Below are 22,945 nucleotides of genomic sequence, written 5' to 3' on the forward strand. Positions count from 1 at the left end.
GCCTGCGCAAGGGGCGGTGCAACGTTCCAGAAGCGAAACCCCATGGCGTTCCGCGCGGTAGCAGCGCGCGAGGAACGCACAATGAAACGCATGTTGATCAACGCCACGCAGGCCGAAGAGCTGCGCGTGGCCATCGTCGACGGTCAGACCCTGTACGACATCGATATCGAACAGCCGTCGAAGGAACAGAAGAAGTCCAACATCTACAAGGGCCGCATCACCCGGCTCGAGCCCTCCCTGGAAGCCGCCTTCGTCGATTACGGCGCGGACCGCCATGGCTTCCTGCCACTGAAGGAAATCTCCCGCGATTACTTCCAGGCCGGCGTCGACCACAACAAGGCCGGCATTCGCGAGCTGCTGAAGGAAGGCCAGGAAGTCGTCGTCCAGGTGGACAAGGACGAACGCGGCAACAAGGGCGCCGCCCTGACCACGTTCATCTCGCTGGCCGGCCGCTACATGGTGCTGATGCCGAACTCGCCCACCGCCGGTGGCGTGTCGCGCCGAATCGAGGGCGACGACCGCGCCGAACTGAAGAAGGCGATGGACGCGCTGGCCATCCCCGACGACATGGGCGTGATCATCCGCACCGCCGGCGTCGGCCGCGACGCCGAAGAGCTGCAGTGGGACCTGGACTACCTGCTGAGCGTGTGGAAGGCCATCGCCGAAGCCGCACTGACCAAGCCGGCCCCGTTCCTGATCTACCAGGAAAGCCGCCTGATCGTGCGCGCTCTGCGCGACTACCTGCGCAGCGACGTGGGCGAGATCCTGGTCGACACCGACGAGCTGTACGAGACCGCCCGCGAGTTCATGCAGCAGGTGATGCCGCACAACCTGCGCAAGCTGAAGCCGTACAAGGACGACATCCCGCTGTTCAACCGCTTCCAGATCGAATCGCAGATCGAAGGCGCCTATGAACGCAACGTCCGCCTGCCCTCCGGCGGCTCCATCGTGGTCGACCAGACCGAGGCGCTGACCGCCATCGACGTCAACTCGGCGCGCGCCACCAAGGGCGGCGACATCGAGGAGACCGCGTTCCACACCAACATGGAAGCGGCCGAGGAAGTGGCCCGCCAACTGCGCCTGCGCGACCTGGGCGGTCTGGTGGTGATCGACTTCATCGACATGTCGAGCAACAAGCACCAGCGCGAAGTCGAGAACAAGCTGCAGAACGCGCTGAAGTACGACCGCGCCCGCGTGCAGATCGGCCGCATCTCGCGCTTCGGCCTGCTGGAGATGAGCCGCCAGCGCCTGCGTCCCTCGCTGGGCGAGTCCAGCCAGATCGTCTGCCCGCGCTGCGAAGGCCATGGCCGCATGCGCAGCGTCGAGTCGCTGTCGCTGTCGATCATCCGCGTGGCCGAAGAGCACGCGATGAAGGACAACACCGGGCAGGTGCTGATCCAGGCCCCGCTCGAGATCGCCAACTTCCTGCTCAACGAGAAGCGCAGCGCGCTGCGCGAGATCGAGCAGCGCCACGACGCGCCGGTCATCATCGTCGCCGACGAAGCGCTGCACACGCCGCACTACGAAGTCACCCGCATCCGCGAGAACGAGCTCGGCGAAGAAAGCAGCAAGCCCAGCTACCATCGCGGCACCCAGCGCAAGCTGCCGGTGCATGCGCTGACCAAGGCGCAGCTCAACATCCCGGCCGCGCCCGCCGTCACCCACGTCAAGCACACGCAGCCGGCCCCGGTGCGCGAAGAGCGCGAGGCGCCGGCACCGGTGGCCGCACCGGCTCCGGCCGTGGCGCCGGTCGTCGTCGCCGCGCCCGCCTCGGGCGGCGTCGTCGGCTTCTTCAAGCGCCTGTTCGGTGGTGGCGAAGCCGCGGCCCCTGCCCCGCAGGCCCGTCCGCAGCAGGACAACCGCCAGCGCAACGACCGCAACGGCAACGGCCGTCGCGAGAACCGCGACAACCGCGGCCAGCAGAACCAGGGCCGGGGCGGCAAGCAGGACAACAACCGCCGCGACGAGCGCAGCAAGGGCGAGAAGCAGCAGGGCGGCAACGCCCAGCAGCAGAAGCCGCGCAACGAGCAGCAGGGCCAGAAGCAACAGAAGCCGCAGGGCCAGCCGCAGAACGCCCAGGGCAACGCGCAGCAGCCGAAGGCACCCAGGCAGCCGCAGGGCCAGCAGGGTGGCAAGCCGCAGCAGGAAGGCCAGGGCCAGCGCCAACCGCGCGCGCCGCAACAGGACGCGCCCGCCAAGCCGGCCGCGCCGGTTGCCGCCGATGCGGTGACGACGGCCGCCGCCATGGTCGTCGCCACGCAGGACACCGCCGTGCGCACCGCCACCGCCGTTGCCCCGACGCCGGTCGCAGCAACCGACGTACCGGCGATCGATACCGATGCGACGCAGGTCGCCACGGTCGCCGTCGACGGCGAGGCCGCGCCTTCCGCCGAGGGCGACACCGGTGAAGGTGGCCGCCGCCGCCGTGGCCGTCGTGGTGGCCGTCGCCGCCGCCGCGGCAATGGCGAAGCCGGCGCTACCGGCGAAGAAGGCATGCTGGCCGACGATCTGGGCAGCGACGACGACACCCCGGTCGCCGACCGTTCGCAGCCGGAGTTCGACTTCGACGACGAAGAGCCGGCCATCGCCACGCCGCGTGCGCCGAAGCCGCAACCGACCGCACCGGTGGCCGCTGCTGCCGCCGTTGCTGCACCGGTCTTGGCCGCCGCGGTCGCTGCGCCCGTCGCGGAGCCCGCGCCGGTCACCGACGCGACGCCGGCCGTCGTGCCCGCCCCGGCCGTGGTCGAGACCGTCGCGGCCACCGAAGTGATCGAGGAAGTGAAGGCCGAAGCCGCACGCGTCCAGCCTGAGATGACCGCCACGGTGCAACAGGAAGCACCGGCTGCCGCCGCCATCGTCGACACGGTCAAGGCCGAGATCGCCGCCGAACCGGCTCCCGTCGCCGTCAAGCCCGTGATCGTCGAGGCGGTCGAAGCACCGACGCCGGCCGTCGCCGCGGTCGAGACCGTGGAAACGGTCGTGGAGACCCCGGTGGTCGCCGCCGTGCGCAACGAGCCCGTGCAGATCGACCTGGTCGACGCGGTGAACGAAGCGACTGCCGAAACCGAAGCACCCGTCGCGGCCGCCGTGCCGACGCCGGCCGCACCGAAGCCCGTCAGCGCGCCGGCCACCGGCTCGCTGTTCTTCGTCGCCGATGCGGACACGCCGCCGTCGGTCACGCGCAGCCTGTTCGAGCCGGCGTTCACGCCAGTCAAGCCAGCCGACGAGGTCGCCCAGGGCGACAAGCACGACGACGACGGCAACGAGGAACGCAGCGCCTGACCCAAGGCGCTGCGTCGAAGCAGCAGGAAAACACTGGCCGCGCAAGCGGCCAGTGTCGTTTTCAGCCCCCCGGCTCCGCGCGGGTTGGCAAGACTCCAGCGAGGCGACTACAGTCCGTCCATGTTCCCAGTGCATGGATGCCTGTCATGAAGCGAACCACCCTGCCCGCGTGTGCGACGTTTGTCCTGATCGCCACGGCCACCCTGCTTGCCGCGCTGCCGTTCCAGGCGGGCGCCCAGCAACGCAGCGTCCGCGGATGGGCCGAGGGCCCCTATCAGGTGAAGGGCACGGGCGGCGCACAGTCGCTTCTGTTCGAGTGGAAGTTCCTCGATGTCTACTGCATCGACATGCCGCCGCTCCGACCGGCCAGGGATGTCGTCCACGGCACGCTGGGCGGCGGCGCGATCTCGTTCTACCGCCTGCGATACGAGAACGACCTGAGTGCCTATGTGGTGACCTCCACCGTACCGAAGGATCGCAGCCCGGCCGACGAGTACCGGATCCTGCTGCAGCACGAGTACGACACCGCGCGCGCCGTCGCGGCGGTGGCTTCGGCGGAACGGTACCGCGTCGACACCGGCACATCGTCCTTCGGCCCCACGGTGCGGATGCGCCTGCTGAACCTCGGCGACGACGATCCCGATGAACCCTTTCCCGTCGCGCGCCCCCTGCTGAACGCACCCGAGGAACCGCTGCGCTCGCTCTCCGTCCACCGTCTGTTCGTGCATGGCGGCAGCCGCTACGAGATCGCCGTGCTGGGCGTTCCCACCGACGGCGAGACGCGTGCCGCGCTGGAGTCACGCGCTACCCGGCTTGCCGACACCATGGTGGACTCACTGCAGACCTGCACTGCGGCGATGGAAGCGAAGGCGCAGCCTGCGCGCTAGAGCGCACACTCGCGTGCTCGCAATGGATTCCAGCGTGCGCTGGAATGACGCACCTGCCCTGATCGACAACCCCGCCGTCGTCCCAGCGAACGCTGGGACCCATCTTGCTCTTTCATCGAGCAGCGCGGCTCGCACAGGCAATGGATTCCAGCGTGCGCTGGAATGACGCACCTGCGCTGATCGACAACCCCGCCGTCGTCCCAGCGAACGCTGGGACCCATTTTGCTCCTCCATCGAGCAGCGCGGCTCGCACAGGCGATGGATTCCAGCGTGACCAGACGTGCGTCTGTCGAAAGCCGCTGGAATGACGGGGCTCGGTCTAACGGTCACTCCGCCGTCGTCCCAGCGAACGCTGGGACCCGTCTTACTCTTTCATCGAGCAGCGCGGCTCGCATAGGCGATGGATTCCAGCGTGACCAGACATGCGTCTGTTGAAAGCCGCTGGAATGACGCACCTGCGCTGACCGACACCCCGCCGTCGTCCCAGCGAACGCTGGGACCCATTTTGCTCTTTCATCGAGCAGTGCGGCTCGCACAGGCAATGGATTCCATGCGTGACCAGACGTGCGTCTGTTGAAAGCCGCTTGAATGACGGGACAGGGTTCCGACGCCTGCGAACACCCGCTCAGAGCGCGCGCGTCGGATCCATCAGGCCCCACTGCGCCGCCAGGCGCGCCAGGGCGATGTTGTCCTGCACGCCGGTCTTCTCGAACAGGCGCGTCTTGTGCGTGTTCACCGTCTTCGCGCTCAGGTTCAAGCGACGGGCGATCTCTTCCTGGCGCAGGCCCTGGGTGAGCAGCATGGCCACTTCCAGTTCGCGCGGCGACAGCGCATCGAACGGCGAGGCGTCGCCGCCGACGGTATGCAGCGCCAGGTTCTGCGCCACGTTGCTGCCCAGGTAGCGCTTGCCGCGCGCCACGTCGCGCACGGCGCGGATCAGTTCCGCCGCATCGCCGGCCTTGCCGAGGTAACCGGAGGCGCCGGCTTCGAGCAGGCGCTTGGGCAGCGGACCGTCCTCCAGCACCGACACGATGATGACGCGCACGCCGATGTCGGCGCGCACGATGCGTTCCGTCACTTCCAGTCCGCTGTAGCCGGGCAGGTGCAGGTCGCACAGCACCACGTCGGGTTTCAGCTGCCGCACCAGCGGCAGTGCCGCCTCGCCGGTCTCCGCCTCGCCCACCACGTCGATCTCGGTATCGGTGCCGAGGATCAGGCGCAGGCCGGTGCGCACCAGGGCGTGGTCGTCGATCAGGAAAACGCGGATGGTCATGGATAACGGCTGCCTTCGAGGGACGGATCGAGCGTAGGCGGGCCGTCCGTCGCCGCGCAATTAACATTGTATCGGGTGCGGGTGCGCTACATGCGTGTACATCCGTCGAGGCCGGGCGCGCCCTGCGGCATACTCGGCGCCTCACCGCGCGTTCCGCTGCGCGCTCCATCGTCATAGGGGGTTCCACCATGCATCACGTCCGCCGCAGCCTGCGCTGCGCCCTGCTCCTTTCCGTGTTCGCCAGCGTGCCGGCCTGGGCCGACGACGTGTCCGGCCGCTGGCACGGCCAGGTCGAAGCGATCAGCGCGCACGGCGACACGACCGGGCGTGGCGACGCCATCGCCCGGCGCCTCGATGCGCTCGGCATTGCCTGGAAGCGCGAAGCATTCGAACGCGATGGCCAGGCCGGCGAGAACCTCGTCGCCGACCTCGGCGGTCCCGACAAGGCGCCCCTGCTGCTGATCGGCGCGCACTACGACAAGGTCGCCATCGGCCATGGCGCCACCGACAACGCTTCGGGTGTGGCCGCCGTGCTGGAACTCGCGCAGGCATTGAAGGCCAAACCCCTCGAACACCACCGCGTGCAGGTGGTGTTCTGGGACCTGGAAGAGAAAGGCCTGCTCGGCGCGCATGCCTGGGTCGCCACCGCCGGCCGCGAGCAGCCCGCCCTGTATGTCAACTTCGACGTGTTCGGCTGGGGCGACACGCTGTGGATGATGGCACCGGACAGCGGCACGCCGTTCGTCGCCGCGCTGCGTGCCGCCAGTGGGACGGAAAAGCTCGGCTTCGCGCCCGGCGACAAGTACCCGCCCACCGACCACCTGGCCTTCCTCAAGGCGGGCTGGCCGGCGGTCTCGTTCTCGCTGGTCGGCGGCGACGAGATCGACCCGATCCTCGCGGTCTTCGGCGGCGGCAAGCCGGCGCAGGTGCCCAAGGTGATGCAGGTGATCCACAGCGAGCGCGACACCACCGCCGAACTCGACGCCTCGCGCGTGGACGACGCGCTGCGCGTGGTGGAACAGGGCCTGCGTGCCTGGGACCACCAGAACGCGCACTGATCGGTTTCCTTGTGCCGGACACACGAACGGGCCCTTGCGGGCCCGTTTGCGTTTGCGGCGAGAACACGCCTGGCTCTCCGGGCGGCGACGATGTCGGACTCGCGGTCCACCGCCAGGCGCAGCACGGAACAGGGGGTGTCCGGGAAGCTGCGTTCGGTTCTCTCGTGGTGCCCTGGGTGTCAGCCTTGCGACTCGGAAGCAGGGTTTGCGCGGGAGGCAGAGGGGGTGGATCCGCCGGTCCGACCACTGCGCGCTTTTTTACGGTCGCCCGTGCGAAGGCCGCGTGTAGACCGTTCAGCCGGACCGCACAGTTTTCTCACGCAGCGTGCACGCCGCTTAACCCTGGCGAACGGCAGGCTGCGTCTATGCATCGACGTCACGGAATGCCCCGTACGTTGTTCAACAGACACCATGTTTCCCGCTCGCCATGATGACCTTCGACCTGTTCCACACACCGTCCGATGACGGCACCTACGAGTTGTCCATCAACGAGTCGCCGCCCCTGCACTTCGCCACCCCCGGCGCCGCGCTCGGATACGCCGTCAAGCTGGCCAACCAGCGCCACCGGCAGGGCCTGGACTACGCCATCAACATCGAAGGCGGCGACGGGCGCTGGCGGCTGTTCGAAGGCTGGCGCCTCTGCGCCTGAGCCGCGGCCAGAGGCGCAACGTCCCTGTCCGCATGTGGTGAGTCCGCCCGCCACGGGCATGGCACCCTGTCGTCCCTTCTGACGACACCCCGGACGCCATGACCACCGCCGCACGTTTCCGCGCCCTGCATACCCGGGGCCTGCTCCGCCTGGCCAACGCCTGGGATGCAGGCACTGCCCGCCTGATCGAACACCTCGGCGCGCCTGCCGTCGCCACCACCAGTGCCGGACTCGCGTGGGCGCAGGGTTATCCCGATGGCGATGCCCTCGACGTCGACGCCCTGCTGCATGCCGTCGCCGGCATCGCCCGCGTCATCGAGGTGCCGCTGACGGTCGATGTCGAAGGCGGCTACGCGGACCATCCCGACACCGTCGCCGGGATCGTCCTGCGCGTGGTGCACGCCGGTGCCGCCGGCATCAACCTCGAGGACGGTGCCGGCGATCCGGCCGTGCTGGCGGCCAAGATCCGCGCCATCCGCCAGGCCTGCACCGCACAGGGCGTGGACGTCTTCATCAACGCGCGTACCGACGTCTACCTGCGCGGACTGGCCGAGGATGGCATGCGCGTCGACGAAACCCTCCGGCGCGCCGCGGCCTATCGCGAGGCCGGCGCCGACGGCCTGTTCGTGCCCGGACTGGTCGACGCCGACGCCATCCGCGCGATCGCCGCGGACTGCAGCCTGCCGCTCAACGTGATGCTGCGCCCGCAACTGCAGGACCTCGCCGCGCTCGAAGCCCTCGGCGTGCGGCGCGTCAGCACCGGATCGGCCCTCGCCGAGTCCATGTACGGACGACTGGCCACGCAGGTCGGCAACTTCCTGCGCGACGACCGCACCGCCCTGCCCGATCCGCAGGCGATGGGCTACGGCGCGGTCAACGGCCTGTTCGGCTGATCCATGACGGCAGGTAGGATTTTTCCTACAGCACACCGGGACATCGCCCGACTGCGAATGTGAATGCCCTGCGCGACGATGCATGCGTCCCCGGCAGCACGCCCTGCGCAGTCCAGGAATGGACGCTCTGCAATGGAACAAGGGCGCTGCCTTGAGCAAGCAGCACTGCCGGAGCCGGGGACTCCCCCTTTCAGACCCGACCTGGTTGGTCGGGTTTTCTTTTGCCCGCGCTCAGCGGGCCCACAGCTCGGGCGCCTGCGCCAACCCGAGCAGCACCAGCGCGGCGGCCGCGATCAGCAACCAGGCCATGCTCCGCACGACCAGCATCCGCATCGTGTGTCTCCTGTCCCCTGTGTGACTCGACTATCTCCACGTAAACGCGGCGAGTCAAACGTAAATGCATTAAGCCGCGATCGCCGTATGCGGTTCCGCGGTCGCCGCACCGTCCGTGCCGCGTGCCGCCGCCAGGAATTCGCGGCCCCAGCGCGACAGGTCGTGGTGGCGCACGATGTCGAACAACCGGCGCTGGCGGTCTTCGCGTTCGCCCGGTGTCATCACCAGTGCCTGCCGCAGCGTGCGCGCCATGTCGGCCGGATCGTGCGGGTTGGTCAGCACGGCGCCCTTCAACTCGGCCGCCGCGCCGGCGAACTCCGACAGCACCAGCACGCCGTCACCGCCCTCCAGGCCCTGCACGGCGACAAACTCCTTCGCCACCAGGTTCAGGCCATCGCGCAGCGGCGTGATCCACATGACATCGGCCGCGGCGTAGTGCGCCACCACATCGGCGAACGGCAGCACGCGCGAGAAGAAGCGCACCGGCGTCCAGTCCAGCTGCGACAGCCGGCCGTTGATGCGGCCCACCGCCTGCTCGATCTGTTGTTGCAACGGCCGGTACACGGTCATCTCCTTGGCCGCCGGCACGCAGACCAGCACCAGCGTCACCTCGCCGCGCAACTCGGGAGACTCGTCCAGCAGGCGCTCGAAGGCATGCAGTTTCTGCAGGATGCCCTTGGTGTAGTCCAGCCGCTCGATCGACAGCACCAGCTTGCGCCTGCCGATCTCGTCGCGGATGCGTGCGATGTCCTCCTCTACCTGCTCCGTCTCCAGGCTGGCGCGGATGCGGCCCACGTCGGTGCCGATCGGATGCGCGCCGATGCGCACCGTGCGTCCGTCGATGCGCAGCTCGGTGGCCATGTCTTCCACGCCCACGGCGCAGCCGAAGGTCAGGAAGCGCGGCGCGCATGAAGCGCGTTGCGTCACTTCCACCGGGAACGTGCTGCGCACGGCGTCGGTGAAGTTTTCCGCATGGCGCGGGATGTGGAAGCCTACGTAGTCGCAGGCCAGCAGGCTGCCGAGGATCTCGCGACGCCACGGCAGGATCGCGAAGATGTCCGCCGACGGAAACTGCGTGTGGTGGAAGAAGGCGATCTTCACGTCCGGGCGGAGTTCGCGCAGCACCGACGGCACCATCCACAGGTTGTAGTCGTGCAGCCAGACCGTCGCGCCCGGCGCGGCCTCGGCAGCGGCGGCTTCGGCGAAGCGGCGGTTGACGCGCTTGAAGAGTTCCCAATCGTCCTCGTTGAAGCGCGCGCGCTCCCAGAAGCTGTTGATCACTGGCCAGAACGCTTCCTTCGAAAAGCGCTTGTAGAACACGTCCACCTCGTGCTTCGTCAGCGGTACGTGGGTCGCCGTGAGGCCGGGATAGCGCTCGGCATCCACCGGTGCGCGCGCCTCGATCGGCGGCGCCTTCGGATCGTCCACCGTCCACGCCACCCACGAACCGGGCTGGCCTTCACCGAAGAAGCTGAGCAGGCTGGGGATGATGCCGTTGGGCGAACTGTGCGGCTTGCGCACGCGCTGGCCATCGACGATGTGCTCCTCGTACGGCAGGCGGTGGTAGACCATCACCAGTTCGGCCTTGCCGGGCGGATGCGGCGTGGGCAGGTAGTCGTCGGCATCGAGCAGTGCGAAATGCGCCATCGCCTGCAGGATGCCGCCGCACCCGGGCGCCTCCGCATGCAGCACGTTGTCCATGCCGGCGGTGGCGGCCACCAGCGCCGGTTCCGATTCGCCCACGCAGACGCCGGGGAAGCCTTCGCCATACATCGACAGGTCGTTGAGCGTGTCGCCGGCGACCAGCACGCGCGCAGGATCAAGCGCGAGTTCGTCGACCAGCGCGGTCAGCGTGCTGCCCTTGCGCGTTTCCCGCGGCAGGATGTCCAGGTAGCGGTCGGCCGAATACAGCACCTCGCAGCCCAGCGAGGCGGCGACGGCTTCCACGTCCGCCTGGATCGTGGACAGCTGTTCCGGATGGCAGTAGTACGAGCAGCGGCGCTCCTGCGGCACTTCCTGGCGCACCAGCATCGGGAACCGGCGCATGGCCTCGGCGACCACGTGTTCGCCCGGCCAGCGCGCTTCGATCTGCGACTGCAGCGGCTGGATAGGCTGCATGTCGGCGGTGCGCAGCACGGTGGCGCCGACGTCGCAGATCACGTAGTCGGGCGTGGGTAACCCGGGATCGGCCAGCAGCGGCAGGATCGCTTCGCGTCCGCGGCCGGTCACCCAGGCGAGCTTGACGTCGGGGTGCGCGTCCACCAGGTGGTACAGGCGCTTGCGCGCGTCCGGGTCGCCGGCGAGGAAGGTGCCGTCGAGGTCGGTGGCGAGAAGAAAAGGTGGCGTGGGTTGTTTCAACAGGCTCATGCAGGTGCACTCCAGAGTGGGGAGATGCCGCGCACAAGGCACGACGCGAAGGCGTCCAGGGACGCCGGCGGGGAGAGTCATCGCATCGGAAGAAGGCGCCGCCGTCGGGCGCAGGAAACCAGGGTGCCGCGTGCGAGGCACGCTGCGCGCAGAAGCGCTGCAGATGTGCGTCCGTCCCCGAAGCATGGACGCAGACATCGACTGATGCGATGCAGCATTGTAGTGCGCATCTCACAGTGAGAGGTCAACGTGATGTTAAGAATGTTAAATCGACGCGCGCAGAGGCGGTTCTACGCTCGCCCAGCGCCGATGACAGCATCGATACGACGCACTCCGCTCACCACACGATGTCACGTTGCGGCTGAAAGAGGCTCTCGCCCATCACTAAAGTCCGACGTTGGATCGGATCGATCCACTCATCCATCACCACGAACCAATGTTGCATCGAAACGATGCAACGATTCATCGAAACGATGGAACGTCGGATCGAAACGATGCATTGATCCATCGAAATGATGGAACGCAGGATCAAAACGATGCACTCATCGGTCAAGAAGATGGAACGTTGGATCGAAACGATGCACTGATCCGTCAAAAAGGTGGAACGCTGGATCGAAAAGATGCACTGATCTGTCAAAAAGACGGAGCGCTGGATCGAATGGATGCATTGATGCATCAGAAACACGGAACGCCGGGCGACGTCGCCCCGCGCTCCCCCACGGGTATGCGCTGACGTAGAACAGGCCGCCCGGTCCGCCGCGTCCTCCGTGCCACCCCGGTGCCTGGCCGGCCAGCCCTGCACCACGACGCCTGCGTCAGTCGACGAAGACCTTGCCGCTGCCGTACTCCCAGCGCCACGGCACGCCGGTCTCGCCCAGCACGAACGCCACCAGGCGCGGGAATGCGCGCTCGGCGCGCACGTCGTTGCCCAGGATCACCACGCAGCGCCTGCCCTGCTTCACGCACACCCAGGTGTTGCCGGTGGAGTCGTTATGCCCGCCCTTGAAGAAGCCCGCTCCCTGCGGGCCGTCGAAGACCACCACGCCGAGCCCGGCGGCCAGGTCCTTGCGCCGCTGCGCGAGCGGCAGTTCGTCCTGCAGCGTGGGGAACTGGCTGGCGGTGGTGATGGGAAGCTGCGGCGAGGTCATCGCATCGAACGTAGCCGGCTCCAGGCCGTCTCCGCGGATGTAGGCGGCAACGAAGTTGGCGAGGTCGGCGATGGTGGTATCCATCGAGCCGGCGGCACGCACGCGGCTGCGTTCGTCGTGCGGTTCCACCGTGCCGTCCTCCATCCAGCCATCGGCGAGATTGGCGGCAAAATCCGCGCGCCACCTCATGCTGGTGTTCGGCATGTCGAAACGGTCGAACACGCGCCGCTGCATCTCCGCGCCCAGGTCCAGGCCCAGCCCGCGCTCGAGCACGTACTGCAGCAGGATCAGGCCCTCGCCGGAGTATGCGTAGCGCGTGCCGGGATCGAAGTGGAGGCGCAGCTTTCCGTCAGGTTCGAGATAGGCGAAGTTGGCGAAGCCGCTGCTGTGGGTCAGCAGGTGGCGAGCGGTGATGTTCTTCCAGCGGGGATCACCGGCCAGGTCTGGCCAGGGGCCGTAGGCGTCCTCGGCGGGATAGTCGGTCAGCGGTTTGGCGAAGTACTCGCCGACGGGCCGGTCGAGGTCGAGCCTGCCTTCCTCCACCAGCTGCATCACGGTGTACGCGAAGACCGCCTTGGTCAGGGACGCGCCGTACATCACGGTGCCGGTCTGCAGCGGATCGCCTTTCGCGTTGCGATGGCCGTAGGCGGCGACATGGACGACCTTGCCATCGTCGATCACCGCGATGGCCAGGCCGTTGGCCTGCGCGGCCTTCATGGCCGCGGCGACTTCGGCATCCAGCGCGGCGCGCGTGGGAATGGCATGGGGCGCGGGACCGGCCGCCGAGGCGGCGAACGGCAGCAGCACGAACAGGCCAATCGCGAGCAATGGACGCATCGTTGTCTCCCCGGTTTACGTCCGATCTTACGGACCGCACACCCCCGCAACAGCGCCAGAGGTCACGCCCCGCCCCCGTAGCCCGGGTAAGCAAAGCGCACCCGGGACGCACCACCGGGACCGCCCCACGCAACACCCGGATGCGGCCGAGCGCCTTATCAGGCGACTCCCGTCAGGGCGCGACGATCTTCATCAGCGCGACGGCGGCGATGCCGGACACCAGCCAGATGACGACACGCTTCAGCGTGGCAGCGTCGATGCCGCCCCTGCCCTCGCCATTGCGGATCGGGTTGATGCCCACGACCAGCACGTGCATCGGCAGCGCGATCACCAGCAGGAACGCGAACACCCAGTACATCGTCTCGTCGCCGAGCTTCGGCCAGATCAGGGGCATGGCGATACCGGCGAAGAGGCCGGCGATGGCGGCGGTGATGGGGGTGGGCGTCAGGGCCATGAGGGTTTTTCTTATAGGGCGTGGTCGGAGTCTAGCGGACTCAAGGTGCAAGGACGGCTTATCGAAAAGTCGTAGGATGGGTTGAGCGAAGCGATACCCATCACGCCCCAATCCGAGGTCAAGGAATGACCGACTACAGACGCGCCTTCGTCCCCGGCGCCACCTATTTCTTCACCGTCAATCTCGCTGACCGTCAGACGACGCTGCTCGTCGATCACATCGATCTGCTACGCGAGGCGGTCCGCTACACACGACAACGGCATCCCTTCATCATCGATGCAATGGTCGTGCTCCCTGACCACCTGCATGCCATCTGGACGCTGCCACTTGACGACGCCGACTTTCCGCTCCGCTGGCGCCTCATCAAGACCTGGTTTTCTCGCAAGCTGCCGCGTGGCGAACCTCGCCGATCCAGTCGCGTAGACAAGGGCGAACGCGGCATCTGGCAACGACGGTACTGGGAACACCTGGTACGTGATGAAACCGACTTCGCGCGGCACGTGGACTACATCCATTGGAATCCGGTGAAGCATGGGCATGCGGCGCGGGTTGAGGATTGGCCTTACTCGACGTTCCATCGGTTTGTGCGCGATGGGGTGTTGGCGGAGCGACGTCCCCCCGCTTTCAGTAGCGGGGCGATTTAGAGTCCGGGGTTGATGGTAGCGGATGCCAGTTGCTTCGCGTAGGCGCTCGGTGTTAGGCCGCCGAGTGCCTTCTTCGGCCGCTCCTCGTTGTACTCCCGGCGCCAGGTCTCGATGACCGTCCGGACGTGCAGCAGGTGGGTGAACCAGTGTTCGTTGAGACACTCGTCCCGCAGCCGCCCGTTGAAGGACTCGACATAGGCGTTCTGGTTGGGCTTCCCGGGCTGGATCAGTCGTAGCTGCACACCGCGCTGGTGCGCCCAGACGACCATGGCCTTGCCGCAGAACTCCTTGCCGTTGTCGGTGCGGATCACCTGCGGCAAGCCACGGGCGAGCGCCAGGCGATCCAGCACGCGTGTTACGCCCAAGCCGGAGATCGCCCGCTCGACTTCGATCGCCACCGCCTCGTGGGTGGCGTCGTCGACGATCGTCAGGCATTTGATGACCCGGCCTTCGGCAGTGCGGTCGAACACGAAGTCCATCGACCACACCTGGTTGGCGGCCAGCGGCCGGATAAGTGGCTGACGCTCGCCCGGCAACACCTTCTTGCGCTTGCGGCGCCGCACCTGCAGCTTCGCCTCCTGGTACAGCCGTTCGACGCGCTTGTAGTTCACGAGCAGTCCCGCTTGCCTAAGCTTGAGGTGGATCATCCCGACGCCGTAGCGCCTGTGCCGCTGCGCCAGCGCCAGGATCCGCGCCCGCAGCTCGACGTTGCGGTCCGGACGCGGCGCATAGCGGTACGCGCTGGCGCTCATGCGCACCACCGCCAGCGACCGCCGCTCACTCAGGCCCTTGGCCACCAGATGCCGCACCAGCTCCCGTCGAGCCGGTGCAGTCACCACTTTTTTCGCAGGGCGTCCTTGATCACGTCGTTCTCGAACACCTGCTCGGCCAGCAGCTTCTTCAGCCGGGTGTTCTCCGCCTCCAGCTCCTTCAGCCGCTTGGCGTCGGGCACGCTCATGCCGCCGAACTTGCTGCGCCACAGGTAGTACGAGGCTTCGCTGAAGCCGTGCCGGCGGCACAGGTCCTTGACCGGCAGGCCGGCTTCGGCCTCACGCAGGAAGCCGATGATCTGTTCTTCGGAAAAGCGCTTCTTCACGTCCAATCTCCTTGTGGTTGGGGATTGGACTCCAGATCGCGGTGCTACTCAAAATTGGGGGGACGTCGCGAGGACTGGGGTTGGGACGGAGATGACGCGGGCTTCGGGGAGCGCCGGTGATGGGTATCGCTTCGCTCAACCCATCCTACGGGCTACCCTAAGACCCACAACTCCAGACTCAGAGATAAAGATGCAAGTGTGTGGCTTGTGCCTTCAAATGGTGTCTAAGCTAGCTAGATCGCATATTGTCCCGAAAGCGCTGGTGACGCAGGACCTGCCGAAAGATGAGTACTTGGCGATCGTTGGAACCAGCCGCACCAGCAGGCCCGTCATATCAACTACCGGCATTTGGTCGCGTATCGTGTGCCCGCCCTGTGAAGCTTCCTTTGGTCCTGACGATGAGTACCTGATAACCGCCATTCGAGGCCTAGAAGCTTACCCAACATCCTTCGAAGGCCAGGTCACCGCCCTGCACGACGTAGACCCGTTTCGCTTAAAGCGAAGCCTTCTAAGCATCCTTATGCGAGGACATCTGAGCGACCACAGAATGTACAGCACGGTGGATATCGGACCGTATGCGGAAGTGATTCGGCGACACTTGAGAAATGAGCAGGAAGACCCGAAGGAAGTAGCAGTATTCCTAAGGCATATCACAGGCCCGCTAGGCGGCATTACGACTGCGCCAATTAGAGAGCGCTGGGAGGGCGTCAATGCCTATCGACTGTTCTTTCCCAATTTGACGGCGATGATCAAGCTCGACAGACGCCCTTTCCCCAGTCCGTTCCCATTGATTCAACTTGGAGCTACCGATCCACCTTTAGCTCTACGCTTTCAGAATCCAACTCCGTCCGAGCGAAATCTGATCTATCGGATCGCTGATAGCCACAAGGAGCATCTTCGAAAGATTATGGGAAAATTTAGCGGACGTTATGAAGGACTGACGGGCGGCGACGCTTGAATTCCGCGCCTTGTCTAGGCCCGTAGGATGGGTTGAGCGCAGCGATACCCATCATCTCGGACGATTAGAGACACCGAAGCGATGGGTATCGCTACGCTCCATCCATCCTACGTTTCATGGTTGCCGAAGTGGCGGAGAGAGTGGGATTCGAACCCACGGTAGGCTTACACCTACGGCAGTTTTCAAGACTGCTGCCTTAAACCACTCGGCCATCTCTCCGTTGTCACTACCCTACCGCGGCACTGCGCCGTACGGCAGTTTTACCATCGACCTGCGGTCGATGTTCGCTCCGGCCTTCGGCCTACGCAGTCAAGACTGCTGCCTTAAACCAATCGGCCATCTCTCCGTTTGCTGGAACTGCCCGCGACCCCGTCGCGGTGCATCGCCGCCCTACCCCGGCGGCACGCCCGGCCCCTTGCAGGCCGGACGGCATTTTCGCACGAACCCCGCCGCCGTGGCCTACGAAGCCTTCTTCACCTTGGCGGCCTTGGTGTTGTCGATCGCCATCGCGATGGCCTTCTCCTTCGCCTCCGCACAGGCGCCACCGCAATCCAGCCGCGACGACTCGATCTGCTGCGGCAGGTGCTCGGCCAGGAAATCGATGAACACCCGCACCGCCGGCAACAGGCCGCGGCGCGATGCAAACACCGCATGGCAGATGCCCTGCGGCAGGCTCCATTCCGGCAGCACCACCTCCAGCTCGCCCTTGCGCACGGCCTCGGCGCATACCGTCTCCGGCAGCAGCGTGATGCCGTAGCCGTCCTTCGCCATCGACTGCAGCAGCGGGAAATCGAAGCCGGCCAGGCGCGGATTAAGCTCGATGCGACGCACCTCGCCCGCGGGGCCGTGCAGCTCCCAGCGCTGGCGCGCCTCGTCCTCGCTGATGCTCAAGGTGACGTGCTCCGCCAGGTCTTCCGGCATCTTTGGGCGGCCGGCGCGGTTGAGGTACTTGGGACTGGCAACCAGCAGTTCCTGGATCTGGCCAAAGCTGCGCATCACCAGGCTGCCGTCGTCGTCGAGCTTGGCGCGCACGCGCAGGGCCACGTCGTAGCCCTCGTTGATGATGTCGACCCGGCGGTTGTTGACGTGCAGCTGCAGCCGCACCTTCGGGTACTTGTCGAGGAAGGCCGGCAGGATCTTCGGCAACTGCATCTGCGCCACCGCCACCGGCACGCTGACGCGCACCACGCCGCGCGGTTCCGCGCTCAGGCGGTCGACCACTTCGCGGGCGGCCTGGGCTTCGGCCAGCATGGTCTGCGCATGGCGGTGCACGCTGGTGCCGACGTCGGTGACGGCGAAGCGGCGCGTCGAGCGCTGCAGCAGGCGCACGCCCAGATCCGTCTCCAGCTGGCTGATGCGCCGGCTCAGACGGGACTTGGGAATACCCAGGGCGCGCTCGGCCGCGGCAAAGCCACCGTGGTCCACCACCATGGCGAAGTAATAGAGGTCGTTGAGGTCGTGCTGCATGACAATAGCTCCACCTTTAGAACAGTCAGTGACGTTAGACCACGTTTATCCCAATAATGCAACGACCTACAGTGGTCTCCAAGGCGGCACTGGCCGCATCCGACAGGAGCACCACCGTGAAACTATTGCATATCGACAGCAGCGCGCTGGCCGCCAACTCCGTCAGCCGACAACTGACCGCCGCCATCGTAGCCCGTTGGCAGGACAGCGTGCCCGGGCTGGAGGTCACCTACCGCGACCTGGACACCGACCCGCTGCCCCACCTGACCAACGCCATTCTGGGTGGGGGCGATGCCGCCGCCGCACAAGCCGGCGAGACCCCCATGCAGCAGTTCCTGGCCGCCGACGTCATCGTGCTGGGCGTGCCCCGCTACAACTTCGGCGTGCCGTCCACGCTGAAGGCCTGGATCGACCGCGTGGCCGTGGCCGGCCGCACCTTCAAGTACACCGAGAACGGCCCGGTGGGCCTGGCCGGCGGCAAGAAGGTCATCGTGGCCGAAGCCAGCGGCGGCGAATACGCCGGCACCGCGATCGACTTCGTGGCGCCGTACCTGACCCAGGTGTTCAAGTTCCTCGGCATCGCCGACGTGGAATTCATCCGCGCCGAGCGCGTGGCGTATTCGCCCGAGCACAAGGCGCAGGCCATCGAGGCGGCGTTGGCGAGCATCCCGGCCCCGCTGCGCAAGGCCGCGTGACAACCGCTCCTCTCCGTTCGGCCCGCGCAAGCGGGCCGTTTTCTTTTGGGTCGCGCGAAGATGCCTGGATGACTCCCCTCGCCCTGCGAAGCGGGGAGAGGGTGCCCGGAGGGCGGGTGAGGGGCGAACGGAGATGGGATGCTTGGGCCGCGGCTCGAGGTCAACGTTCAAGCGCATTCAGACGCGGAAGTCCTGCGCGAAGCGCTGCCCCTCATCCGCCCTTCGGGCACCTTCTCCCCGCTTGCGGGGAGAAGGGATAGAACATCAGGCGATCTGTTCCGCCCCACCCATGTAAGGACGCAGCACCTCAGGCACGGTGATCGAGCCGTCGGCGTTCTGGTAGTTCTCCATCACCGCGATCAGGCAGCGGCCGACGGCGGTGCCGGAGCCGTTGAGCGTGTGCACGGGTTCCGGCTTGCCGGTGAGGGGATTGCGCCAGCGGGCCTGCATGCGGCGGGCCTGGAAATCCTCGCAGTTGGAGCACGAGGAGATCTCGCGGTACATGGCCTGCGAGGGCAGCCAGACTTCCAGGTCGTAGGTCCTGGTGGCGCCGAAGCCCATGTCGCCGGTGCACAGCAGCATGCGGCGGTACGGCAGGCCCAGCTTCTCCAGCACGGTCTCGGCGGCGCGGGTCATGCGCTCCTGCTCGTCGTAGCTCTCGGACGGGCGCGCGATGGAGACCAGCTCCACCTTCTCGAACTGGTGCTGGCGGATCATGCCGCGCACGTCGCGACCGCCGCTGCCCGCTTCCGACCGGAAGCACATCGAATGCGCGGTCATCCGCAGCGGCAGGCGGGCGTCGTCGAGGATCTCGTCGCGGACGATATTCGTCAGCGGTACTTCCGAGGTCGGGATCAGGTAGCGCGTGTGCTCGCCCAGCTGGGTGGCGAACAGGTCCTCCTCAAACTTCGGCAGCTGTCCGGTGCCGCGCATCGAATCGGCGTTGACGATCACCGGCACGCTGGTTTCTTCGTAGCCGTGTTCGTTGGTATGCAGGTCGAGCATGAACTGCGCGAGCGCGCGGTGCAGGCGCGCCAGCTGGCCGCGCAGCACGGTGAAGCGCGCGCCGGACAGCTTGGCGGCGGTGTCGGCGTCCAGCCAGCCGTGGCGGGCGCCGAGCTCCACGTGGTCCTTCACGTCGAAGTCGAACATGCGCGGCGAGCCCCAGCGGTGCTGTTCGACGTTGCCGGCCTCGTCGCTGCCGACCGGTACGCTGGCGTGCGGCAGGTTGGGGATGCCGAGCGCGATGGTTTCGATTTCGCTGCGGATCTCGTCCAGCCTCACTTCCGAGGCCTTCAGCTCGTCGCCGAAGCCGGCCACTTCCGCCATCAGCGCCGACACGTCCTCGCCCTTGGCCTTGGCCTGGCCGATGGCCTTGGAGCGGGTGTTGCGCAGGTTCTGCAGTTCCTCTGTGCGCTTCTGCAGCTGCTTGCGGGCGGCTTCCAGGTCGGCGATCCGGGACACGTCCAGGTCGAAACCGCGGGTCTCCTTGAGGCGCTGGGCGAGTTCGGCGGGCTGGGTGCGGAGCAGGACGGGATCGAGCATGGAAACAGCAGTCTGGCGTGGGAAGCCGGCATTATCGCCCATCTGCGACCGCCTGCCCGTGCGGTTAACCACGGCTGTGCAAGAATCGGTGCGTCTTTTCCGGTGATCCCCATGTCGGCCCAGCAACCGCACGACCCGCACTTCACCTTCCGCCTGCCCCGCACCGCCCTGCGCAATGCCGGCATCGCCTTCGGCATCGGCCTGCTGCTGTTCGTCATCGTCTGGTGGGCCGGCCGCGACGACGGCTTCTATACCCCGGAGGCGACCGCACCGGGCAAGCCGCTGCCCATCGAGGCGCTGCCGGAACCCCTGTCCACCGGCGCGGGCGCCAGCGGGATGGAAGAGCCGGCACCGCGCCCTGCGCCCGAGGAGCGTCCGCAACTGGTGGAAGAGAAGCCGATGCCGGCCCCGGTCTCCGAAACGCCGATGCCCACCGCGCCAACCGATCCGACGGCACCGACCACACCGGTCGCGCTGGCCCCCGGCGAGGTGCCCGTGCCGATCCCCGGCCAGACCCCGGCACCGGAATACCCATCCTCCGCGATGCGCAATGGCGACCAGGGCACGGTGATGGTGCGCGTGGAAGTCGGCGTGGACGGTCTGCCGACCTCGGTCGACGTGGCGCAACGCAGCGGATCGCGCGATCTGGATCGCGCCGCCGTCAACGCCGTGCGCCAGTGGCGTTTCCAGCCGGCGCAGCGCGATGGCCAGCCGGTGCCGGGCGCGGTGACGGTGCCGATCGATTTCAAGATGCGGTGATGCCTTCAGCGACCGTCATACAGCGTTACGCGAAATAGCAGGCGAACTGCGTCGACTGAGATCGACAAGTCCCTCCCGGAAGTCGGAACTGCCGTCCTGGTATGCGACGACGGTGCCCGCGTTCTACGCGTGGCTGCACCAAGGCTTCCCGGACGTGCATCTTCCGAAGCTGGTGATGTTTTGGCTGCACGACGCGGATATCCGCGTACGTGATGCCGAGTATCGCCGTACACAGGACGAGGCCATCGACGCGTTGATCGCCGACCTGGAACGCGGCCGGCTTCCGGATCGCGATAGGCAAGTCGGTTGCGCATTGCCGCTGGCATGGTTGGGTGCCGGCGCGCTGGTTGCACTGGCGACGCTGTGGTTTCTGCTGCAGCGATGACCTACACGCAGCGTGCACCCACATGAACGCCGGTTGCGTTAGCTGAACTAAAACCCGCTCGCTTCATCGCCCAATCACGCATCGCAAACATCGTCGCGCAAAGACTCGGCACCGTTCCAACGCGGAACCCACAACGCGAAACGGAGGTTCACATGTCGATGCCCACCAACAACGAATACCGCGCCCCGGATACCGTCGAAGACACCACGGTCGAACCGCGCCGCACCACCTCGCCCGTCCTGCTGACGCTGCTGGCCTTCGCCGTGACCGCCGGCGGCCTGATCTGGTGGAGCCAGTCGCGCGCGCCTGCCGAGGCCCCGGTCGCCACCGTGCCCGGCAGCGTGATCGATGAACCGGCGGCCACGACGCCCGCCCGAGAACGCGCCACGGCCACCGCCAACCGCGAGCGTGCCGCGGCGAATCGCCCGGCCCCCATCAGCCGCGACGCACGCCCGATGGCCGGCAACGCCGAGCCGAAGTATCCGGCCTCGATGCTGCGTGCCGGCGTCGGCGGCACCGTGGTCGTGCTGGCCGAGGTGGATGCCCAGGGCAACCCGGTCAATGTCAGCGTGGTCGAACGCAGCGGCGAGCGCGAGCTGGATCGTGCGGCAGTCAGTGCCGTGAAGCAGTGGCGCTTCGAGCCGGCCATGCGCAACGGCAAGGCCATCGCCACCAGCGTGAAGGTGCCGGTGGACTTCAAGCCCATCTAACGGCCATCTACCTGCGCTCCTGACATGGAGCGGACGAGGAAAGGAAAGGGGGACGCGGGCAAGGCGTCCCCCTTTTTCGTGGCGTAAGACAAAGCAGCTTTTTGTGGGAGCGACGTAAGTCGCGAAGCCGTCATGAGGTGGGTCATCGCGACTTACGTCGCTCCCACATCACACCCCATTTTCAACACATCACGCCTTGCGCAACGCAAACCCCGCCCCTGTCGCCAACGCGTCGTAATCGGGGAACGACGTCGCCACGTTCGCCACATCGCCGACGCGCACGTCACCCTTCGCCAGCTGGCCCGCGATGGAGAACGCCATCGCGATGCGGTGGTCGCCATGGCTGTCGACCACCCCACCCTGCAGCGGCCCGGGGAAGATCGTGGCGCCATCCGGCGTTTCGTCCACGCGCAGACCCAGCGTGCGCAGGCCGTTGGCCATCGCGGCGAGGCGGTCGGACTCCTTCACCCGCAGCTCGGCCGCACCGCGCACGACGGTGGGACTGTCCGCGGCGGCGGCCGCGACGAACAGCGCCGGGAACTCGTCGATCATGTCCGGCACCAGCGCTTCGGGCACGGCGATTCCGCGCAGCGGCGCATGGCGCACCACCAGGTCGGCGACCGGTTCGCCACCATGTTCGCTGGCGTTCTCTTCGGTGATGTCGGCACCCATCAGGCGCAGCGCCTGCAGCAGGCCGGTGCGGCGCGGATTCAGTCCCACCGCGCGCAGGCGCAGTTCAGAGCCGGGGATGATGCTGGCCGCGACCAGGAAGAAGGCCGCCGACGAGAAATCCGCCGGTACCGCGATATCGGTCGCCGCCAGCCGCTGGCCGCCGCGCAGGCGTGCGAAGCCCGGCGAGAAGTCGATGTCGACGCCGAACGCCTTCAGCATGCGCTCGGTGTAGTCGCGCGTGGGATGCGGCTCGCGCACGACGGTGTCGCCGTCGGCGTACAGGCCCGCGAGTAGCACCGCCGACTTCACCTGCGCGCTGGCGACTTCCAACGTGTAGTCGATGCCGGTCAGCGGCTGGCCGCCGTGGATGCGCAGCGGCGGCAGGCCGCCCTCTTCCGTATCGATGCGCGCGCCCATCGTCGACAGCGGGGCGGTGACACGGCGCATGGGACGCTTGGACAGCGAGGCATCGCCGACCAGCACGCTGTCGAACCGCTGCGCGGCCAGGAGGCCTGCGAGCAGGCGCATGCCGGTGCCGGCGTTGCCGCAGTCGAGGTCGCCATCAGCGGGCTTCAGGCCATCCACGCCGACACCGTGCACGATGCGCCGCGAAGGCGACGGGGTTTCGATGCGCACACCGAACCGCGAGAAGATCGCGGCGGTGGCGCGGGTGTCTTCGCCTTCGAGGAAGCCGTCGATGGTCGACGTGCCGTCGGCCAGTGCGGCGAACATCACCGCGCGGTGCGAGACCGACTTGTCGCCGGGGATGTCGAGGGTGCCGCGGAGCGGTTGGCCGGCGGAGGCGATCCAGTCTTGTGTCATGGCAATTCGTT

Annotated in this window: 20 protein-coding genes and 1 tRNA gene; 12 read left to right on the forward strand and 9 right to left on the reverse strand. The window is 67.0% G+C overall.

Annotated features, from left to right (window positions below):
* The first annotated feature begins 81 nt into the window (after positions 1–81).
* Both rne and ACGHX3_RS10630 read left to right on the forward strand, forming a co-directional pair.
* A complete protein-coding gene (gene rne / locus ACGHX3_RS10625) occupies positions 82–3,282 on the forward strand; it encodes a ribonuclease E (protein WP_394694930.1) in 3,201 nt (1,066 codons plus the stop codon).
* 146 nt (positions 3,283–3,428) lie between these two features.
* Positions 3,429–4,169 (forward strand): hypothetical protein, encoded by a 741-nt coding sequence (locus tag ACGHX3_RS10630; protein ID WP_394694931.1) that lies wholly within the window; start codon positions 3,429–3,431, stop codon positions 4,167–4,169.
* A gap of 625 nt (positions 4,170–4,794) precedes the next feature.
* Here the strand turns inward: ACGHX3_RS10630 and ACGHX3_RS10635 are convergent.
* Positions 4,795–5,442 carry a response regulator gene (locus ACGHX3_RS10635; RefSeq protein WP_162337916.1) on the reverse strand — a complete coding sequence of 216 codons (648 nt, stop codon included), beginning with the start codon at positions 5,440–5,442 and terminating at the stop codon, positions 4,795–4,797.
* A gap of 188 nt (positions 5,443–5,630) precedes the next feature.
* On the opposite strand from ACGHX3_RS10635, the gene ACGHX3_RS10640 reads away from it, so the two are divergent.
* The 3 genes from ACGHX3_RS10640 (at position 5,631) to ACGHX3_RS10650 (ending at position 8,042) form a co-directional block, all read left to right on the forward strand.
* The gene (locus ACGHX3_RS10640) at positions 5,631–6,500 is read left to right on the forward strand and encodes a M28 family metallopeptidase (protein WP_394694932.1); all 870 of its coding nucleotides are present in this window, start codon (positions 5,631–5,633) and stop codon (positions 6,498–6,500) included.
* Between the two features lie 427 nt (positions 6,501–6,927).
* Complete coding sequence (locus ACGHX3_RS10645; protein ID WP_213604158.1) at positions 6,928–7,149, forward strand: hypothetical protein; 222 nt, start codon at positions 6,928–6,930, stop codon at positions 7,147–7,149.
* Between the two features lie 98 nt (positions 7,150–7,247).
* A complete protein-coding gene (locus ACGHX3_RS10650; RefSeq protein ID WP_394694933.1) occupies positions 7,248–8,042 on the forward strand; it encodes an isocitrate lyase/phosphoenolpyruvate mutase family protein in 795 nt (264 codons plus the stop codon).
* Positions 8,043–8,444: 402 nt separating this feature from the next.
* Here the strand turns inward: ACGHX3_RS10650 and ggpS are convergent, their stop codons facing one another.
* Positions 8,445–10,742, reverse strand: a complete 2,298-nt coding sequence (gene ggpS, locus ACGHX3_RS10655) for a glucosylglycerol-phosphate synthase (RefSeq protein ID WP_394694934.1) — start codon at positions 10,740–10,742, stop codon at positions 8,445–8,447.
* Between the two features lie 397 nt (positions 10,743–11,139).
* Between ggpS and ACGHX3_RS10660 the strand changes: the two genes are divergently transcribed.
* On the forward strand, positions 11,140–11,475 hold the full coding sequence (locus tag ACGHX3_RS10660; RefSeq protein WP_394694935.1) for a hypothetical protein: 336 nt from the start codon (positions 11,140–11,142) through the stop codon (positions 11,473–11,475).
* A gap of 82 nt (positions 11,476–11,557) precedes the next feature.
* Here ACGHX3_RS10660 and ACGHX3_RS10665 read toward each other — a convergent pair whose 3' ends face one another.
* Together ACGHX3_RS10665 and ACGHX3_RS10670 are read right to left on the reverse strand one after the other, a co-directional pair.
* Positions 11,558–12,727: a serine hydrolase domain-containing protein gene (locus tag ACGHX3_RS10665; protein WP_394694936.1), complete on the reverse strand. Its 1,170-nt coding sequence runs from the start codon at positions 12,725–12,727 to the stop codon at positions 11,558–11,560.
* 172 nt (positions 12,728–12,899) lie between these two features.
* Positions 12,900–13,181, reverse strand: a complete 282-nt coding sequence (locus ACGHX3_RS10670; RefSeq protein ID WP_394694937.1) for a hypothetical protein — start codon at positions 13,179–13,181, stop codon at positions 12,900–12,902.
* Positions 13,182–13,306: 125 nt separating this feature from the next.
* Here ACGHX3_RS10670 and ACGHX3_RS10675 point away from each other — a divergent pair, with 125 nt between their 5' ends.
* A complete protein-coding gene (locus ACGHX3_RS10675; protein WP_394694938.1) occupies positions 13,307–13,825 on the forward strand; it encodes an REP-associated tyrosine transposase in 519 nt (172 codons plus the stop codon).
* Here ACGHX3_RS10675 and ACGHX3_RS10680 read toward each other — a convergent pair.
* A protein-coding gene (locus ACGHX3_RS10680) for an IS3 family transposase (RefSeq protein ID WP_394694830.1) occupies positions 13,822–14,921 on the reverse strand; the annotation gives its coding sequence in 2 pieces (ribosomal slippage) (positions 13,822–14,663 and positions 14,663–14,921; 1,101 coding nt in all). The two genes, ACGHX3_RS10675 and ACGHX3_RS10680, sit on opposite strands and share 4 nt — an antisense overlap.
* Before the next feature lie 262 nt (positions 14,922–15,183).
* On the opposite strand from ACGHX3_RS10680, the gene ACGHX3_RS10685 reads away from it, so the two are divergent.
* On the forward strand, positions 15,184–15,879 hold the full coding sequence (locus ACGHX3_RS10685; RefSeq protein WP_394694939.1) for a hypothetical protein: 696 nt from the start codon (positions 15,184–15,186) through the stop codon (positions 15,877–15,879).
* 129 nt (positions 15,880–16,008) lie between these two features.
* Here ACGHX3_RS10685 and ACGHX3_RS10690 read toward each other — a convergent pair.
* Positions 16,009–16,098, reverse strand: a tRNA-Ser gene (locus ACGHX3_RS10690).
* A 240-nt stretch (positions 16,099–16,338) separates the two neighbouring features.
* Positions 16,339–17,346, reverse strand: coding sequence for a LysR family transcriptional regulator (locus tag ACGHX3_RS10695; RefSeq protein ID WP_162337905.1), 1,008 nt, complete (start codon positions 17,344–17,346; stop codon positions 16,339–16,341).
* A gap of 116 nt (positions 17,347–17,462) precedes the next feature.
* Between ACGHX3_RS10695 and ACGHX3_RS10700 the strand changes: the two genes are divergently transcribed.
* Positions 17,463–18,041, forward strand: coding sequence for an FMN-dependent NADH-azoreductase (locus tag ACGHX3_RS10700; protein ID WP_394694940.1), 579 nt, complete (start codon positions 17,463–17,465; stop codon positions 18,039–18,041).
* Between the two features lie 264 nt (positions 18,042–18,305).
* Here ACGHX3_RS10700 and serS read toward each other — a convergent pair whose 3' ends face one another.
* A complete protein-coding gene (gene serS, locus ACGHX3_RS10705) occupies positions 18,306–19,586 on the reverse strand; it encodes a serine--tRNA ligase (RefSeq protein WP_394694941.1) in 1,281 nt (426 codons plus the stop codon).
* Positions 19,587–19,697: 111 nt separating this feature from the next.
* On the opposite strand from serS, the gene ACGHX3_RS10710 reads away from it, so the two are divergent.
* The 3 genes from ACGHX3_RS10710 to ACGHX3_RS10720 all read left to right on the forward strand — a co-directional run bounded on the left by ACGHX3_RS10710 (position 19,698) and on the right by ACGHX3_RS10720 (position 21,440).
* Positions 19,698–20,345 (forward strand): energy transducer TonB, encoded by a 648-nt coding sequence (locus ACGHX3_RS10710; RefSeq protein ID WP_394694942.1) that lies wholly within the window; start codon positions 19,698–19,700, stop codon positions 20,343–20,345.
* Positions 20,346–20,457: 112 nt separating this feature from the next.
* Complete coding sequence (locus ACGHX3_RS10715; RefSeq protein WP_394694943.1) at positions 20,458–20,730, forward strand: hypothetical protein; 273 nt, start codon at positions 20,458–20,460, stop codon at positions 20,728–20,730.
* A 152-nt stretch (positions 20,731–20,882) separates the two neighbouring features.
* The gene (locus ACGHX3_RS10720) at positions 20,883–21,440 is read left to right on the forward strand and encodes an energy transducer TonB (RefSeq protein WP_394694944.1); all 558 of its coding nucleotides are present in this window, start codon (positions 20,883–20,885) and stop codon (positions 21,438–21,440) included.
* 189 nt (positions 21,441–21,629) lie between these two features.
* On the opposite strand, the gene aroA is transcribed toward ACGHX3_RS10720, so the two are convergent.
* Complete coding sequence (aroA, locus tag ACGHX3_RS10725; RefSeq protein WP_394694945.1) at positions 21,630–22,934, reverse strand: 3-phosphoshikimate 1-carboxyvinyltransferase; 1,305 nt, start codon at positions 22,932–22,934, stop codon at positions 21,630–21,632.
* Between the last annotated feature and the right edge of the window lie 11 nt (positions 22,935–22,945).

Origin of the sequence: Pseudoxanthomonas japonensis (assembly GCF_043632995.1) — a bacterium.
Lineage (GTDB): Bacteria > Pseudomonadota > Gammaproteobacteria > Xanthomonadales > Xanthomonadaceae > Pseudoxanthomonas_A > Pseudoxanthomonas_A japonensis.

Bases quoted from the DNA above. Each gene is read 5' to 3' on its own strand.
- ACGHX3_RS10695 (WP_162337905.1), bottom strand. From the start codon at position 17,346: ATGCAGCACGACCTCAACGACCTCTATTACTTCGCCATGGTGGTGGAC.
- ACGHX3_RS10670 (WP_394694937.1), bottom strand. From the start codon at position 13,181: ATGGCCCTGACGCCCACCCCCATCACCGCCGCCATCGCCGGCCTCTTC.
- ACGHX3_RS10630 (WP_394694931.1), top strand. From the start codon at position 3,429: ATGAAGCGAACCACCCTGCCCGCGTGTGCGACGTTTGTCCTGATCGCC.
- ACGHX3_RS10720 (WP_394694944.1), top strand. From the start codon at position 20,883: ATGTCGATGCCCACCAACAACGAATACCGCGCCCCGGATACCGTCGAA.
- ggpS (WP_394694934.1), bottom strand. From the start codon at position 10,742: ATGAGCCTGTTGAAACAACCCACGCCACCTTTTCTTCTCGCCACCGAC.
- ACGHX3_RS10645 (WP_213604158.1), top strand. From the start codon at position 6,928: ATGATGACCTTCGACCTGTTCCACACACCGTCCGATGACGGCACCTAC.
- ACGHX3_RS10640 (WP_394694932.1), top strand. From the start codon at position 5,631: ATGCATCACGTCCGCCGCAGCCTGCGCTGCGCCCTGCTCCTTTCCGTG.
- ACGHX3_RS10665 (WP_394694936.1), bottom strand. From the start codon at position 12,727: ATGCGTCCATTGCTCGCGATTGGCCTGTTCGTGCTGCTGCCGTTCGCC.
- ACGHX3_RS10635 (WP_162337916.1), bottom strand. From the start codon at position 5,442: ATGACCATCCGCGTTTTCCTGATCGACGACCACGCCCTGGTGCGCACC.
- rne (WP_394694930.1), top strand. From the start codon at position 82: ATGAAACGCATGTTGATCAACGCCACGCAGGCCGAAGAGCTGCGCGTG.
- serS (WP_394694941.1), bottom strand. From the start codon at position 19,586: ATGCTCGATCCCGTCCTGCTCCGCACCCAGCCCGCCGAACTCGCCCAG.
- ACGHX3_RS10675 (WP_394694938.1), top strand. From the start codon at position 13,307: ATGACCGACTACAGACGCGCCTTCGTCCCCGGCGCCACCTATTTCTTC.
- ACGHX3_RS10650 (WP_394694933.1), top strand. From the start codon at position 7,248: ATGACCACCGCCGCACGTTTCCGCGCCCTGCATACCCGGGGCCTGCTC.
- aroA (WP_394694945.1), bottom strand. From the start codon at position 22,934: ATGACACAAGACTGGATCGCCTCCGCCGGCCAACCGCTCCGCGGCACC.
- ACGHX3_RS10710 (WP_394694942.1), top strand. From the start codon at position 19,698: ATGTCGGCCCAGCAACCGCACGACCCGCACTTCACCTTCCGCCTGCCC.